The sequence below is a fragment of the Lachnoclostridium sp. Marseille-P6806 genome (assembly GCF_964238185.1).
Lineage (GTDB): Bacteria > Bacillota > Clostridia > Lachnospirales > Lachnospiraceae > Brotaphodocola.
Genome location: NZ_CAXSLG010000003.1, coordinates 277,222 through 293,533 on the forward strand (window position 1 = coordinate 277,222; position 16,312 = coordinate 293,533).

Here is a 16,312-nt window from a genome sequence, read left to right on the forward strand (position 1 = left end):
GAATCGAACATGAACCAGCCTTTGATTGATTTAGTAAACATCTCCAAAAGCTTTGACGGGACAATGGTTCTGGATGATCTGAACCTTTCTGTTAAAGAAAATGAATTCGTCACACTTCTCGGCCCCAGCGGCTGCGGCAAGACCACAACCCTCCGCATTATCGGCGGCTTTGAAACTGCTGACACCGGCAAAGTTATTTTTGACGGCGCAGATATCAGCAAGCTGCCCCCCAATAAAAGACAGCTGAACACGGTTTTCCAGAAATATGCCCTGTTTACCCACATGACCATTGCGGAAAACATTGCCTTTGGCCTGAAAATCAAAGGAAAGTCAAAGGATTACATCAATGATAAAATCAAATATGCCTTAAAGCTGGTAAACCTGGACGGTTATGAAAAACGGTCTGTAGACTCCTTAAGCGGCGGACAGCAGCAGCGAATTGCCATTGCCCGCGCCATCGTCAACGAGCCACGGGTTCTGCTTCTGGACGAGCCCCTGGGCGCTCTGGATCTGAAACTCCGCCAGGACATGCAGTACGAGCTGATTCGTCTGAAAAACGAACTGGGCATTACCTTTATTTATGTAACTCATGATCAGGAAGAGGCGCTTACCATGTCCGACACCATCGTAGTCATGAACCAGGGTTACATTCAGCAGATGGGTACTCCGGAACAGATTTACAACGAACCGGAAAATGCATTTGTCGCTGACTTTATCGGAGAAAGCAACATTGTTCCCGGCATTATGCTGCAGGACGAGCTGGTAGAAATCTTCGGCGCTAAATTTGCCTGTGTAGACAAAGGCTTCGGAAGAAACCAGCCGGTAGACGTTGTAATCCGTCCGGAGGATATCGACCTGGTAGAGCCGGAAAAAGGAACCTTGACCGGAGTTTGCACCCATCTGATTTTCAAGGGAGTGCACTACGAAATGGAGGTCACCACACCAGACGGCTTTGAATGGCTGGTTCACAGCACGGATCTGTGTCCTGTTGGCCGAAAGGTCGGTCTTCATGTGGATCCCTTTGACATTCAGATTATGAATAAACCGGCTTCGGAGGATGAGGAGGCAGTGGGAGTCAATGAGTAAAAAACTGCTGGCAGGGCCTTACCTGCTTTGGATGGCCGGCTTTATTATCATTCCGCTGGCCCTGATCGTATATTATGGAGTTACTGACAAATCCGGCGCCTTTACTCTGGCAAACATCATGTCCATGGCTACTCCGGAGCATAGGAAGGCTCTGTGGCTTTCCCTGGAGCTGTCCTTCATCAGCACGGTCATCTGCCTGATCCTGGCCTATCCTCTGGCCATGATTCTCAGAAACCGCGGCATGGGACAGGGAAGCTTTATTGTATTTATTTTTATCCTTCCCATGTGGATGAACTTTCTGTTAAGAACTCTGGCATGGCAGACTCTGCTGGAAAAAAGCGGTGTCATCAATGGTATTTTAACCGCCCTGCACCTGCCCCGCCAGAACCTGATTAACACACCGAGCGCCATTGTGCTGGGTATGGTTTATAACTTCCTGCCCTTTATGGTGCTGCCGATTTACAATGTGCTCTGCAAAATTGAAGACAATACCATCAACGCTGCCAGAGATCTGGGAGCCAACTTTTTCCAGACTCTCATCTGGATCTGGCTTCCTTTAAGCGTTCCAGGCATTATCAGCGGAATTACCATGGTATTTGTGCCTGCCCTGACCACCTTTGTTATCTCCAACCTGCTGGGCGGCAGTAAGATTCTTCTTATCGGCAATGTGATTGAGCAGGAATTTACCAAAAGCAGCAACTGGAATCTGGGCTCCGGACTGTCTCTGGTACTGATGCTCTTTATTCTGCTGAGCATGGCGCTGATTGCCAAATACGATAAAAACGGAGAAGGGAGTGCATTCTGATGACTGGAATCAAAAAAAATTTTAGACGGTTTTTACAGGATTTCTATCTGGTTATCATAATGATCTTCCTGTATGCGCCGATTGCCACCATGGTGGTGCTTTCCTTTAACCAATCAAAATCCCGCACCGTATGGGGCGGCTTCACCCTGCAGTGGTACACCCAGATGTTCTCCAGCAGAAACATTATGGCAGCCCTGCAGAACACGCTGCTGATTGCCTTTTTATCTGCGCTGATTGCCACAATCATCGGCACAGCCGCAGCCATTGCCATCAACAGCATGAAGCCTGTTTCCAGAACCATTGTTATGGGCATTACCAACATTCCCATGCTGAATGCGGATATTGTAACCGGAATTTCCCTGATGCTGGCTTTTATCGCCTTCGGAATTTCCCTAGGCTTTAAAACCGTGCTGATTGCCCATATTACCTTTAATATCCCTTATGTGATTTTGAGCGTTATGCCAAAGCTGCGGCAGACAAGCCGCTATACCTACGAGGCTGCCCTGGATCTGGGCGCCAGCCCGATTTCCGCCTTCTTTAAGGTGGTATTTCCGGACATTCTCCCCGGAGTGCTGTCTGGATTTTTACTGGCTTTTACCATGTCTCTGGATGATTTTATTATCACTCACTTTACCAGAGGCGCGGGAATCAATACTCTGTCCACCCTGATTTACAGTGAGGTGCGCCGGGGTATTAAGCCATCTATGTACGCCCTGTCCACTGTCATTTTTGCAGCTGTGCTGATTCTTCTTCTCATCAGCAATTTTGCGCCAAAAAAGAGACAGGAAAAATAGCTTTTCACACTATCAGAGAACCTGCAAGGAGGATTTTAATTATGAAAAAAAGAGTATTTGCACTGTGCCTGACAGCTGCAGCCGCTGCTTCCCTGACCGCATGTGGAGGAGGTGCCGACAGCCCTGCCCAGAACACCGCTAACGGCGGCTCCAATGAGCTGTACGTTTACAACTGGGGCGAATATATTGATGAATCTGTGATTGAACAGTTTGAAGAGGAAACCGGTATTTCCGTCATTTACGACCTTTTTGAAACCAACGAGGAAATGTATCCCATCATTGAGGCAGGCGCTATCAACTACGATGTGGTATGTCCTTCTGATTACATGATTCAGAAAATGCGGGAAAATAACCTGCTGGCTGAAATCAATTTTGACAATGTTCCCAACATTGACCAGATCGCCCCGGCCTACATGGAGATGGCAACATCCTTTGATCCGGAAAACAAATACTCTGTTCCCTACTGCTGGGGGACTGTCGGCATCCTTTACAATCCGGCCCGTCTTGAGGAGCTTGGTGTAGAGCCGCCTACAACCTGGGCTGACCTGTGGGATGAGCGGTTAAGCGGAGAAATCCTTATGCAGGACAGTGTCCGCGACGCTTTTATGGTTGCTCTGAAGAAAGACGGCTTTTCCATGAACAGCACCAGCGAGGAGGAACTGCAGCAGGCAAAGCAGGCGCTGATTGATCAGAAGCCTCTGGTTCAGGCCTATGTAATTGACCAGGTCCGCGACAAGATGATCGGAGGAGAGGCTGCTGTAGGCGTGATTTATTCCGGAGAGATGCTGTATATCCAGGAAGAGGTTGCAAATCAGGGCGCTGATTTTACTCTGGAATATGTACTGCCAGAGGAAGGCACTAACCTGTGGCTGGACTGCTGGGTAATTCCGAAAAATGCAAAGAACAAAGAAAATGCAGAAAAATGGCTGGATTTCCTGTGCCGTCCGGAAATTGCCAAGGCAAACTTTGAGTATATTACCTACCCTACCCCCAACAAGGGTGCCTTTGAGCTGCTGGATGAGGAAATGCAGAATAATAAAGCAGTATTCCCGGATATTGACAGTTTAAAGAACTGTGAAGTTTTTGAATACATGGGCGATGAAGTCGATTCTGTATACAATGAACTTTGGAAAGAAGTAAAGGCAAATTAAAGAATTTTATCTTTGGCTCTGTCAGCATATTTTCTGACAGAGCCCTTGCTTTTTCCCCTGTTTTTTCCCTGAATTTTATGGTATGCTACTGAGTGAAGGTACATTACAAAACTATGAGGAGGACATTCATGAAAATCACATACATTCATCACAGCGGTTTTCTCGCAGAAACAAACCAGGCTCTGCTTTTATTTGATTTTGCCGGCGGCATCCTGCCTCCCCTTGATCCTGCCAAAACGCTGGTGGTTTTTGTCAGCCACCGCCATGAGGATCATTTTAACCCCGATATTTTTACCCTTGCAGATTCCCACCCGCACACTGTCTATGTTCTGTCTGACGATATCTGGCAGAACCGGGTGCCGGAAAAGCATTTTTCAAGAACACACTTTATTGATCCAGGCCGAATGATCCACCTGGCTGAGGGCGGCGGCATCCTGATCCATACGTTCCGCTCTACAGACGAGGGCGTGGCTTTTCTGGTGGAGGCCGGAGGCAAAACCATTTTCCACGCCGGCGATTTGAATGACTGGCAATGGAACGGAGAATCCCTTTCCTGGAATCATACCATGAAGGCCAATTACCAGAAGGAGCTGGAAACGATCCACCGGCTGGGAATCATTCCTGATGCAGCCATGGTTCCCCTGGACGGACGGCAGGAGGATCTGTTTTATCTGGGACTTCACGAATTTATGTGCCAGGTCGGCGCAGGCATGGTTTTTCCAATGCATTTCTGGAATGACTTTTCCGTTATCGACCGGCTGAAAAGCCTGGAGTGCTCTGACAGCTACCGGGATAAAATAGCAGAAATACAGACAGAAGGGCAGAGCTTTGAGATCTGACGCTCTTCTGAGGAGTAAGAAATGAATACTACACCACATCAGGACGACCGCTTAAACGCCCCTCCCGAAGACCGGGAAATCCGAGCCCAGAGGGAACGGGACATTCTCCTTCTTGCCCTGAAGGCAGGACAGATCCTTCTGGAAAACGGAGCTGAAATTTTCCGGGTAGAAGATACGGTCTACCGAATCTGCCATTACTATGGTCTGCATTCTGCAAATGTCTTTGTTCTCAGCAATGGAATTTTTCTCACCTCCGGCGATGAAAAAGAAACTCAGTTTGCAAAGGTTCTGCAGATCCCGGTCAACGTTGCCAATCTGAGCCGGGTGGCAGAGGTAAACCAGCTTTCCCGTCAGATTGAAGCCGGCCGCTTTACGCCGGAAGAGGCAAAGCTCCAGCTGGAGCGCATTGAAAATACCCCTGGATTTTCCAACCGGATTCAGATTATTTCAGCCGGATTTTCCGGCGCCTGCTTCAGCTTTATGTTCGGCGGCGCTCTCCAGGATTTTTTCTGTTCCATATGGATTGGCACGATTCTGCAGCTGTACCTTGTCAAAATCGCCAAGCCTCATTTTTCTAAAATTGTATGCAACATTACCGGCAGCGCACTGGTGACTGCTCTCAGCATTTTCTTTTATCAGACACGCCTGGGCCCTCATCTGGAATCCATGATGATCGGCGGCATTATTCTGATGGTTCCCGGAGTTGCCTTTACCAACGCTATCCGCGATATGGCAGACGAAGACTACATTTCCGGGTCTGTGCGAATGCTGGATGCAATCCTGGTCTTCCTGTGCATTGCCATGGGCGTGGGATTTGTCATCGCCCTCTGGAATCAGATAACGGGAGGTATCCTGCTTTGACAAACATTGGTTATCTTATTTTACAGACTCTGGCAGCGGCAGCCGGAACTGTGGGCTTTTCCCTGCTGTTTGGTGTTCCCGTCCGCTACTTCTGCCACTGCGGACTGATTGGCGGAGCCGGATGGTTCCTTTATCTTCTGACTCTTCCTGCCACCACATCTGCAGTCGCTACCTTTGCCGCTACAGTACTGGTAATCCTGATGTCCCGATGGTTTGCAGTTCGCAAGCAGTGCCCGGTGACTATTTTTCTGATTTCCGGTATTCTTCCCCTGGTTCCCGGGGCTGGCATCTACTGGGCCTCCTACTATGCCGTTACCGGTCATATGGCCAAAGCCTTTGACACAGGCCTTACTGCACTGAAGGTTGCCATTGCCATTGTTCTGGGCATTGTTTTTGTCTTTGAGCTTCCCCAGAAGCTGTTTTGCATCGGAACCAGGAAATCATAACCCTACAAGGAGGATTTATTTATGCTTTTTATTCAAAACAGCCGGGTCATTGACCCGAAAACCGGCACAGACGCAGTGCTGGATCTGATCATCGAAAATGGAAAAATCGTAGATATGGGGGAGAATCTGGCAGAGCGCTGTCAGGCTCTGGCCAGTGAAAATGGCTCTTCCCTCCAGATTCTTGACGGCAAGGGCTTGATCACTGCGCCTGGTCTCATTGACGTGCATGTTCATTTCCGGGATCCGGGCTTTACCTACAAGGAAGACATTCAAACCGGAGCAAGGGCTGCCGCTGCCGGCGGATTTACCACCGTTATCTGTATGGCCAATACCAAGCCGCCGGTTGACAACGTAGAAACCCTGGAATATGTCATTCAGGAGGGCAAAAAGACCCCCATTAACGTGCTGACCGCCGCCAATATCACAGTAGGCATGAAAGGTCAGGAGCTGACAGATATGGAGCTTTTAAAGGCTCACGGAGCCGCTGGTTTTACCGATGACGGTATCCCCTTAAAGGATGCTGCTCTTGTAAAAAAGGCCATGGAAGAGGCCGTGCGGCTGAACGTTCCATTAAGCTTCCACGAAGAGGATCCCTCTCTGATTTCCAACAACGGGATCAACCGCGGCGCTGTTTCTGAGGCGCTTGGCATCGGAGGTTCTCCTGCTGCCGCTGAAGATGTTATGGTGGCCCGCGACTGTATGCTGGCAATCCATACAGGCGCTACAGTTGATATTCAGCATATCAGCTCCGGCCGCTCTGTACGCATGGTAGAGCTGGCCAAGCAGCTGGGCGCTCATGTCATGGCAGAGGTAACGCCCCACCACTTCTCTCTCGATGAATCCGCTGTGTTAAAGCACGGTTCTCTTGCAAAAATGAATCCGCCTCTGCGGACTCTGGAAGATAAGCAGGAAATTCTCCGCGGCCTGAAGGAAGGCATTATTGATATTATTGCCACAGATCATGCTCCCCACAGCGCAGAAGAAAAGGGACGTCCTCTGACACAGGCTCCCAGCGGCATTATCGGACTGGAGACAGCACTTTCCCTGGGCATTACCAATCTGGTTGATACCGGCTGTCTGACCATGGTTCAGCTGATGGAAAAAATGAGCCTGAATCCGGCTATTCTCTATCGCCTGGAAGAACACAAGGGCTGGATCGGAAAAGGAGCTGATGCGGATCTGGTTATCTTTGATCCTGACGCCTCCTGGACAGTTGAGAATTTCCAGTCAAAATCCAGCAACTCTCCCTTTGTAGGAGAGACCCTGAAAGGCGTTGTAAAATATACCGTCTGCGGCGGAGAAATCGCATGGGAGAATCCGGCAGAATAACCAAGGATCCGCCATTTTGCACAGCTGATGCATTTTGATGATTGAAGTTCTCTCATATTACAGGTATAATAGACGCAGGAGCTGACCTCTGCAGGCGCTCTGACGCCATGCAGAGCAGCAAATATTCACCACAGTGGAAAAGGAGAAGAATTTCTATGAAAATCGCACTTATCAACGAAAACAGCCAGGCTGCAAAAAATGAGCTTATCGCTGCATCCCTGAAAAAGGTTGTTGAACCCATGGGACATACTGTATATAACTACGGCATGTACACCGCTGATGATGCTGCACAGCTGACCTACGTTCAGGTTGGTATTCTGGGTGCTGTCCTGTTAAACAGCGGAGCTGCTGACTATGTAATTACTGGCTGCGGCACCGGCGAGGGCGCTATGCTGGCAATGAACAGCTTCCCCAACGTTCTCTGCGGACATGTAGAAGATCCGGTTGACGCTTACACCTTTGCTCATGTAAACGACGGCAACGCAGTTGCTCTGCCTTTTGCAAAAGGCTTTGGCTGGGGCGGCGAGCTGAATCTGGAATACATTTTTGAAAAGCTATTCGGCTTTGGTCATGGCCAGGGATATCCGAAGGAGCGTGTTGTTCCGGAACAGCGCAACAAAAAAATCCTGGACGGCGTTCGTGCAGTAACCCTGCGCCCCATCATCGACTGTCTGAAGGACATTGATCAGGAGCTGGTAAAAGGCGCATTTGCCGGCGAGCAGTTCAAGGAGCTGTTCTTCGCTAACTGCCAGAACGAGGAGCTTGCTGAGTACATTAAGACTCTTCTGTAATCCTTATTTTGATAACGGAGCTTTCCAAAGGCCAGAAGCCGCTTTGCCGGTTTCCGGCCTTTTTCTCCCCTTTGGAAATGATTTTATCCCTTTTAGGAGGAACTTTACCGTCTGTATTGACTTCTTTCTTTTCCTGGATTATACTGCACTTATAATAATTAAACGGATAATTAATTGTTAAATCAGAAAACATTCCAGGAGGCTGCCACTATGAAAAAAACCTACAAAATCGAAGTTGACTGCGCAAACTGCGCCAATTTAATGGAGGATGCTGCCCGCAAGACTGCTGGTGTAGCAAACGCTACCGTAAACTTTATGACGCAGAAACTGATTGTCGAATTTGCAGAAGGTCAGGATCCCAAGACTGTTATGGCTAATGTCCTTGCTGCCTGCAAGAAGATCGAGCCAGACTCCGAAATCTTTCTGTAAAATCAAAGAAGGAAAAAATAGGAAGTACTTTCCTATACATTAAAAATGCCGCTGCTTCTGTACTCTTAAAGTCCAGAAGCAGCAGCATTAAAATTACAGCAGCTCTGTATTTAATTAAAATACTGATCCATCATATCCTGCACTCTCTCCATAGCTTCTTCGATATCAACCATACCGGCTACGATATTCTTTGTCATCGTTCCCAATATATTCAAAAAACGTTTTTCATCAAATGGTCTTAAATTATCCGCCGGAAGCCGCTCTGTTTTCGATAAAGAAAAACAATCCTTTGCCAGCTCCAGCCATGGGAATGCATCCACAATTTCATATATTTCATAGGTTCTCGAACAAGGAGAAACGCTTCCAAGGGTTGCCATAGCAGAAGCTACCGGATCTGAGGTGATCCATTTGATAAATGCCAAAGCATCCTCTGGATACCTGCAGTTTTTTGCAATTCCAAGAGTCCCGCCTCCCAGAATAGGATTTCCTCCAGGGACGATACTGTAACCAACTCTATCAATAATTTTTGATTTATATCCCAGTACCTCAGAGCCGTAATTACTGAACATAATCTGCATGGCAATGTCCCCGTTAGCAAACGTTTTTGCCGCATCCGTCCACCAGGAAATCCGTTTACTCACTGCATAATCCGCCGATTCCACCAGATTTTTCATTGCGCCTACAGCAATTTCATCATTCAGAATTATTTTTCCGTTATCCGAAAACAGATGCGGTTTGTAACTGAAATATCTTGTCAGAAATTCCGTTGCCGCTACCCCTGTATTTCCAAGATTCAGACTGGTTCCATATTGAACTCTTGAAGAAGGGTTCTGGCTCTTTGTAAAAAAGCCTGCTATTTTATTGAATTCATCAAAGGTTTTTGGAACCTCCAGTTCCCTTCTGTAGGTTTCCCAAAATTCCCTTTTCACTGCCGCATCCTCAAATAAATCCTTTCGGTAGAAAAGAATCTGTGCACTGGGTGTTACTGGCAGCGCATAGACTCTGTTATTCACTGTGGAGTATTTTCCCATTAATGCAGGAATATATTCCTGTGTTCCTTTCAAAATTCTGTCATCAATCTCTTCCAGCGGTAATAAAATCTTATCGGCAAACCAGGACAGCCAGGTCACATCTATTCGAAATATATCAAATATTCCAAAATTCTCTGCATTTACAAAGGCCTCATATATCTCATTATAAGATAAAACAGAAATATTGATTTGTGTCCCTGTTTTCTCCTCATAAAGCTTTGTCATTGCCTTCATCACTGATGCCTCCGGCCCCTCCAGGGCCAGAACATTCAGTGTGTCTGCCTTCCGATTGGATAATTTTATATTATGCCATTTTCTATAACCGTCATTTTTCAAAATATGACAGCTGTTTTTTGTTTTGCTTTTTCCAATACATTCTTCCGCAGCCTGTCTCCCCAGCAGACTGTAATTTAATTCATATTTGATATAATCCTTTTCCGGTAATGTAAACATTGGCGAAATTGTGTAAATCGGAAGCGCTTCTACCAGAATCAGCGAGTTGCATATCTGACGGATACGCTCTGCAAATCCAAGGTTTGTTGTCACAATTGCCTCGATTGTCTCATACTCTTCAAATACTGCCAGCAACGTATTATACAGTCTCAAGGAGTCTGTAGATACATCTATCACATTGCATGGAATGCCTGAAATTCTTTTATTGAAGGACTCTATGGTTTCCTTTTCGTTAGAATATCGCAGGGTACTGTGAATCAGCAGTACATTTTTATATTCATGCCTTATAATTGACTCCGCCAGCTCCTCCCCGCATCTTGTATAATCAAACCCATAATATACTGCAGGAAACTGCGGCTTTCGCTCTACATAACATACCTTTCCAAAACCGTCAAAAATCCCCTGTTCCTCCTTTTCTGTAAGGCAGGATACAATTGCGATTCCATCCAGAAGCATAGCCTTTGCCTGCTGGATCAAGGCGCGCTCAATATCTGGATTATCATTTGTAAGCATCAGCTCTGTAGAATATCCTTTTCTCTCTGCATATACCTTAAAGCTGGCATAAAAATCTCTGTACTGCTTGAATTGAATGTTGGGCAATATCACTGCCAGAGAATCGCTGGAGCCTTTTCGGAGCATTCTCGCTTTCTCATTCAGAGTAAATCCCAGCTTCTGCGCTGCTTCCTCCACCAGTCTGATTTTCTCGCTGCTTACATTTCCTTTCCTGTTGAGCACATTCGAAGCAGTTCCCTGAGAGACGCCTGCCAGTCTCGCCACATCCAAAATTGTTGCCATATATCTCACTCAGTTAATGCCTGCGGCAAATTAACTGATTTCCCCTTTCTCTTACACCTCTTCCACAAAACGAAGGCCTTCTAATTCCTGAATTTCCTTCAGAAGCTTATTATGACTCTGTCTGTGTTTCAATTCCAGTTCCATAATAACACAAATATCTTTTTTATACCATTTGTATTCTGAAGTTCTTATTACACTGGAAACACGAATATCCCGTTCTTTAAAAAATTCCAGCAGCCTCACCAGAAAGCCTTCATTCATTCCCTCTATACAGATTTTCATATGAGCGGCATTTCCTATAATAACACGATCAACTGCCCGAAAAATCTCAGATGAAAAACAGACTAAAATCGTCGCGGACACCGCTCCAAAATAAAATCCCGATCCAATTGCAATTCCTACTGCTGCATTCACCCACAACGCAGCGGCTGTTGTCAGACCTTTTACCTGATTGGCGCCTGTCACGATGATAGTACCTGCTCCTAAAAATCCAATTCCGCTGACAACCTGCGCTGCCATTCTGGCAGCATCTCCACTCCCTCCTGCTTTTATAGAAATATACTCATTCGTTACCATAACCAGAGTTGCTCCCACACAGACCAGCGAAAAGGTTTTCAGTCCTGCCGGTCGTCCTTTCAGCCCCCGCTCCAAGCCTATAATTCCTCCGCAAATGACTGCCGTAAACAGCCGGATCAATGCCGAAGCTTCAAATTCCCCCATAAATGACTGCAGTGCAATAAATACATTCTCCATAAAGCCCTCCTGTCTGATTTAACAACAAAAGGAAGGCTGCTCTCCTTCCTTTCTGTCGTTATCCATGTTTTTATGTAACAGTTCAGCCCTGCTTCGTCTTGTCCGGCTTTGCCGAACTGTTACGTTTTTATTATCTTTGCTGAGCTAAATATTTTTCTGCATTATTGAATCCCAGCTGTTCAATTTCCGCTGAAAAATCACAGCCAAAATGCATACAAAACACCTGTGCCCTCAGCTCCTCTGGAATCAGTTCCTTCAGCTCCGACAACGGGAAATGAGAACGATGAGAAGATACCTTATTGGTTGTATCCTGATAAATTTTCTCTATTCTCCTTTCAAGAAAACCGTTTATCACACGCTCTGGAATTTCATAGGAATCCCCACTGTAATAGATCCGTCTGCCCCCATCCTCAATAATATATCCATAGCAGTTCATATCCTCAGCATGTCTGACAGGAACCGCTTCAAACACAATTCCATCACTCTCATACCTGGTACATTGTTCAAAATAATAAGCATTCCGATCAATGCCGGTCAAATCCAAAAGCTGACGAACAGACTCCTCCGGATGAATAACCCGTATCTTTTTCCCAAGTACAAAATATGTATAAGAGATCAAAGATCCAAGACTTCCCACGTGATCCGCATGTAAATGAGTAATGATAGAATAAATTCTGTCATACCTTGTCAGCATTCCCCGCTCATACAGCTGATGAAATACCAGCTCGCCGCAGTCCAGCAGATAAAGATTATTATTTTTTATAAAATATGCGCTGGTATTTCCTAAAACAGGATAAAATGCCGCTCCGCATCCTAAAAATTTTAAAATACTATTCACCTCCCGGTCGCCGCCGTTTTTATCAGCACGCTCTGTTTTTTCTAATATAGGAGCAGCACTGTGCCGCCCAATCTGTCTGGATAATATCAAAGCCCTTGTCTGCCAGCCAGCCCCAGCCCTTATCTGGATGATCCAGAAGAGAAATATTATCACAGTGCCCTGCAGCCAACGGAATTTTATGATTATATTCCAGCGCATTTCCCCATAAAATTTTCCCTGCCTGATGCATACTGTGGATATATTCATCCTGAGCAACCGGAGATTTCTCGTCAGCAAAAACCAGCTCTGCGCCCACATAATTTATATTCATTTTTTCAATGATGCTGGTAGCTGTGTCTTTTTCCATGTAAATAGGCATAAACATATACTCTGACGCAAAAGCTTCCACTTTTTTCAGAGAATTTTCATCTGGTGCATTTTTCAGCAGAATCTGCTCCTTCATATTGTGACGCTCTACTGTCCGAATCACATCCTCCAGAAATCCAAAACACCTGTCCAGGTTCAAAATACAGCGATTTTTAAACTGCTCCAGAACCTCATCAAAGGTATTCAGCCCAAATGCAGTTTCATTAAAATCCACATTCACCAGCCGCAGCTGTCTGATTTGCGCAGATGACAATTTTGTAATATCGATATGTCTGTCCAACTGAAACGGTTCTTTTCCTGTATGAAAAATGAACAATTCTCCATCTGCCGATTTAAAAAGATCCATCTCCAGAATATCTGCTCCTGATTTTAAAGCCAGTTCAAAAGCAGGAATAGTATTGCAGGGAATATCTGCTCCTGCTACGCCTCTGTGAGCCGCTACCAAAACCTTCTTTTCCGCCAGCAGCGCATGTAATGCATTCATAGTAACACCTTCCTTTCCTGTCACCGTTCCGACAGGTCTATTTCTCATTATAAATGATTTCCAAATCAGTCTTTACCTCTCCATCGCAGTCCTCTGCGTATACCTGCGTTTCAAAGCCTTCCACCTGATTTCCTTCAATTACGCAATTCTCTGTTCTGAGTAGTTCAATTGCCTGCTCTGCCCCATTTGACTGAATGGTATTATTCATGATAGAAATATCTTTCGGCTTTTTAGGAGAACCGCCGTTTCCAAGAACTCCAACAGCTTTTACATCCGGAGCTTCTATGACAATTGTATTTTTCTCAATAACAAGCTCACTGGTGCTTGCCGCTCCGCCTTCCTCTATAACCGCGCCATAGGGATGGCTGTCTGCCAGAATTGCATACCTCTCTTTTTGCCCGGAGTCTGCTGTCATCCGGAACGTATTGTTTTTGATACTCACCCGGTCAAAAGCCCAAAATCGAATTCCGGCCCAGGCCGCATTTTCAAAGGTGCAGTTTTCTATCAAAATATCCGAACATTTTACACCGTTTTGCTGACCGTGGTTTCCCAGCCCGACCATATACTGCGGTGACTTTTCACTTCCTCCGAAATAACAGTTTCTAATCACTACATTCGTCGTAGGCCTCACATCCTGTACCTTTGTATAAGGATAGCCCTTAATCGATCCTGGTTCAATCTGAATCAGTTCCCTTGTTTTATTTCCCTCGCCCTTAAAGGCCTGCCCTTCAAACCGGCAGTTCTCAATCAAAACCTGATCTACTGCGGCCAGCTGCAAAACATGCCCATTATAGCTGTCAATAAAACGTATGTCCCTCAGCGTAATATTTTCGGCATAGGCAAGCCCCAAAGCGCCTGCCGTATCTGCCTCAGGGAGATTCGCAGGAACCCCATGGTCTCCAAGAGCTCCATTCATATCCCAGGTTCCTCCCTCAATCACAATATTACTGTTTCCTTCTGCTTTATCATGCTTTAAGGGATGATTAAAGCCCATCAATGCAGAGCTCCCCTGCACTTCATTCAAAAGCACCGCGTTTTCGCTGAGCTTTAATGTCATATTACTTTTTAGCTCCAGAGCCCTTGATATAGGATACGTTCCATCCTTTAAAAGCAATGTTCCGTTCTCCGGAAGATCGTTGATTGCCTTCTGAAGCACATCACTCACGTCAGATACTGCATTCAAATCAACCTTATATTTTTTTACAAAATCCACTTCTTTGTTTTCACTGCATCCGGATAAGGACAGTGCCAGCAGAACCAGACCACAAAAAGTCTTCATACCCGGATGATTCTTTTTATTTTTCCGCTTTTCCGCCAATTTTATTTACCGCCTTAACTGCAAAATTCTTAATTGCCTCAAAACCGCCAAATCTGCCAAGCCATAATGCAAAGGTAGAAATTATCATAAGAACAACAGTATAAACAAATGCCATCGCCTGTGCGTCGATCGTAGCTGTTTCGTCTGTTGCCAGCTTAATCTCAATACCAAGAGGCCGATAGGAAGGATGATATAAAAATACGGATAAGTCATATTCTGATAATAATGAAATAAAATTCATTACCACCACGGAAAGAACTACTGGCATGATGATCGGCAAAATCACTTTTCTCATAGTATAAAAAGGTTTTGCGCCCATTACCTGCGCCGCTTCTTCCAAATTCCCGTCCAGCCCCATAAATGCAGCTCTAACCATTCTGTAAGAAAACGGAATCTTAACAATAATATAGGCAATCAGCATAATAAGCGGCGTAGCAACCAAAACTTTATTTCCAATATTCCACCGCGGCTCATCATAGGTCATCATCATTCCCAATGCGATCATTGTTGATGGAAGCAGCCAGGGAATCAGTACCAACGGCTCCAGCATCTTATCAAGCTTATGCTTTGCCTTCGTAATCAGGCGTGCTGCCACCAATGCAACAATCACCACTACTACCGCTGCTATAATTGCATAAACCGTGCTGACAACATAGGGCTTATATGCTGCCGGAGACTGAAAAAGCTTTCTGTAATTAGCCAGAGTAAAAGAATCCGGTCTGATTTCTCCCGTCGTAATGGTCAGACCATCTGTAAAGGAAAATACCAGCACATTCAAAATCGGAAGCATATAAATTACAAACATGGAATATGCAACGATATGGGCTATCACATTTAATACGGGATTTTCTATTTTCTGCTTCACCAGCTTCGCCTTTGTCTTAGAAACAGAAATAAAATTCCCCTTTTTTTCAATGCGCTGCGAAATTACCAGAAGAACGCTCGTTGCAAGGCCCAGAATAATCGCCAGCAATGCTGCAATATCTCTGGATGTCATCATATTCGCAAAGGTTTTTATCATGGGGTTAATCGTCTGGAAATCAGGACCACCCACAATCAATGGGCCCGACATTGTACTTAAAGCCGACAGGAAGGTCAGGATTGTAACTGCAAAAATAGTTGGCTTTAATGTAGGAAGCACAATCTGGAACAATATTTTCATCTGGGAAGCGCCCATATTTTTTGCCGCCTCGATCGTATGATAGTCGATGCTTCTCAGAGAATTCGTCAAAAACATCATATGATTTGATGTTCCTGAAAATGTAATAATGAATAATACAGCCCAGAATCCTACAAACCAGGCAGGATCCATATTTGGAAAAATATTTAAAAGCACCTTTGTTGCAATACCTGTTTCTCCATATACAAACTTATATCCTGTAACAAGTACCACGCCTCCATATATCAAAGTAGACATAAATCCAAGCTTCAACAGTCGGGCGCCTTTAATATCAAAATACTCCGTAAACAATACAATTAAAACACCTGTAATATTTACAGTAACAACTGCGGCACATGCAAGAATAAAGCTGTTTTTCAAGCTTTTCAGCGCTCTTGCAGAAGATAGTATTTTAGAAACAGCGCTCAGCGTAAATTCCCCGTCTTTAATAAATACATTTAAAATCAAATTGACATTTGGAAATACCAGAAATGATAATACAAACCAGAGAATCGCTGCTCTCAGTAATATGCCGGGAACATTAACAGTGCCATTCTGTATTTTATCTTTAAAAAAATTCATAT

At 45.3% G+C, this 16,312-nt stretch carries 16 protein-coding genes; 10 read left to right on the forward strand and 6 right to left on the reverse strand.

Annotation, left to right across the window (positions count from 1 at the left end):
* Positions 1 to 9: 9 nt before the first annotated feature.
* From ACESON_RS05400 to ACESON_RS05445, 10 genes are all read left to right on the forward strand, one after another.
* On the forward strand, positions 10 to 1,086 hold the full coding sequence (locus ACESON_RS05400; protein ID WP_177960074.1) for an ATP-binding cassette domain-containing protein: 1,077 nt from the start codon (positions 10 to 12) through the stop codon (positions 1,084 to 1,086).
* Positions 1,079 to 1,891 carry an ABC transporter permease subunit gene (locus ACESON_RS05405; protein ID WP_177960073.1) on the forward strand — a complete coding sequence of 271 codons (813 nt, stop codon included), beginning with the start codon at positions 1,079 to 1,081 and terminating at the stop codon, positions 1,889 to 1,891. The genes ACESON_RS05400 and ACESON_RS05405 overlap by 8 nt, the downstream gene beginning before the upstream one ends.
* Entirely contained in the window at positions 1,891 to 2,685 is a 795-nt protein-coding gene (locus tag ACESON_RS05410; RefSeq protein ID WP_177960072.1) for an ABC transporter permease subunit, read from the forward strand. Before ACESON_RS05405 ends, ACESON_RS05410 begins: the two co-directional genes overlap by 1 nt.
* A gap of 41 nt (positions 2,686 to 2,726) precedes the next feature.
* Positions 2,727 to 3,836: a PotD/PotF family extracellular solute-binding protein gene (locus tag ACESON_RS05415; RefSeq protein ID WP_373108778.1), complete on the forward strand. Its 1,110-nt coding sequence runs from the start codon at positions 2,727 to 2,729 to the stop codon at positions 3,834 to 3,836.
* A 128-nt stretch (positions 3,837 to 3,964) separates the two neighbouring features.
* Positions 3,965 to 4,675: an MBL fold metallo-hydrolase gene (locus tag ACESON_RS05420; RefSeq protein WP_177960070.1), complete on the forward strand. Its 711-nt coding sequence runs from the start codon at positions 3,965 to 3,967 to the stop codon at positions 4,673 to 4,675.
* 21 nt (positions 4,676 to 4,696) lie between these two features.
* On the forward strand, positions 4,697 to 5,536 hold the full coding sequence (locus ACESON_RS05425) for a threonine/serine exporter family protein (RefSeq protein ID WP_373108779.1): 840 nt from the start codon (positions 4,697 to 4,699) through the stop codon (positions 5,534 to 5,536).
* Positions 5,533 to 5,982, forward strand: a complete 450-nt coding sequence (locus ACESON_RS05430; protein ID WP_373108780.1) for a threonine/serine exporter family protein — start codon at positions 5,533 to 5,535, stop codon at positions 5,980 to 5,982. Before ACESON_RS05425 ends, ACESON_RS05430 begins: the two co-directional genes overlap by 4 nt.
* Before the next feature lie 21 nt (positions 5,983 to 6,003).
* A complete protein-coding gene (locus tag ACESON_RS05435; protein ID WP_373108782.1) occupies positions 6,004 to 7,311 on the forward strand; it encodes a dihydroorotase in 1,308 nt (435 codons plus the stop codon).
* Between the two features lie 155 nt (positions 7,312 to 7,466).
* Positions 7,467 to 8,102, forward strand: coding sequence for an RpiB/LacA/LacB family sugar-phosphate isomerase (locus tag ACESON_RS05440; RefSeq protein ID WP_373108783.1), 636 nt, complete (start codon positions 7,467 to 7,469; stop codon positions 8,100 to 8,102).
* 210 nt (positions 8,103 to 8,312) lie between these two features.
* Positions 8,313 to 8,531, forward strand: coding sequence for a cation transporter (locus ACESON_RS05445; protein WP_373108784.1), 219 nt, complete (start codon positions 8,313 to 8,315; stop codon positions 8,529 to 8,531).
* Between the two features lie 110 nt (positions 8,532 to 8,641).
* Here ACESON_RS05445 and ACESON_RS05450 read toward each other — a convergent pair whose 3' ends face one another.
* The 6 genes from ACESON_RS05450 to ACESON_RS05475 all read right to left on the reverse strand — a co-directional run bounded on the left by ACESON_RS05450 (position 8,642) and on the right by ACESON_RS05475 (position 16,310).
* Positions 8,642 to 10,810, reverse strand: a complete 2,169-nt coding sequence (locus tag ACESON_RS05450; RefSeq protein WP_177960065.1) for an extracellular solute-binding protein — start codon at positions 10,808 to 10,810, stop codon at positions 8,642 to 8,644.
* 51 nt (positions 10,811 to 10,861) lie between these two features.
* On the reverse strand, positions 10,862 to 11,563 hold the full coding sequence (locus ACESON_RS05455) for an MgtC/SapB family protein (protein WP_177960064.1): 702 nt from the start codon (positions 11,561 to 11,563) through the stop codon (positions 10,862 to 10,864).
* 130 nt (positions 11,564 to 11,693) lie between these two features.
* Positions 11,694 to 12,491 carry an MBL fold metallo-hydrolase gene (locus ACESON_RS05460; protein WP_373108785.1) on the reverse strand — a complete coding sequence of 266 codons (798 nt, stop codon included), beginning with the start codon at positions 12,489 to 12,491 and terminating at the stop codon, positions 11,694 to 11,696.
* The gene (locus tag ACESON_RS05465; RefSeq protein WP_177960062.1) at positions 12,424 to 13,251 is read right to left on the reverse strand and encodes a glycerophosphodiester phosphodiesterase family protein; all 828 of its coding nucleotides are present in this window, start codon (positions 13,249 to 13,251) and stop codon (positions 12,424 to 12,426) included. Before ACESON_RS05465 ends, ACESON_RS05460 begins: the two co-directional genes overlap by 68 nt.
* Positions 13,252 to 13,288: 37 nt before the next feature.
* Entirely contained in the window at positions 13,289 to 14,530 is a 1,242-nt protein-coding gene (locus ACESON_RS05470) for a right-handed parallel beta-helix repeat-containing protein (protein WP_373108786.1), read from the reverse strand.
* A gap of 16 nt (positions 14,531 to 14,546) precedes the next feature.
* Complete coding sequence (locus tag ACESON_RS05475) at positions 14,547 to 16,310, reverse strand: ABC transporter permease subunit (protein ID WP_177960060.1); 1,764 nt, start codon at positions 16,308 to 16,310, stop codon at positions 14,547 to 14,549.
* Positions 16,311 to 16,312: the final 2 nt, after the last annotated feature.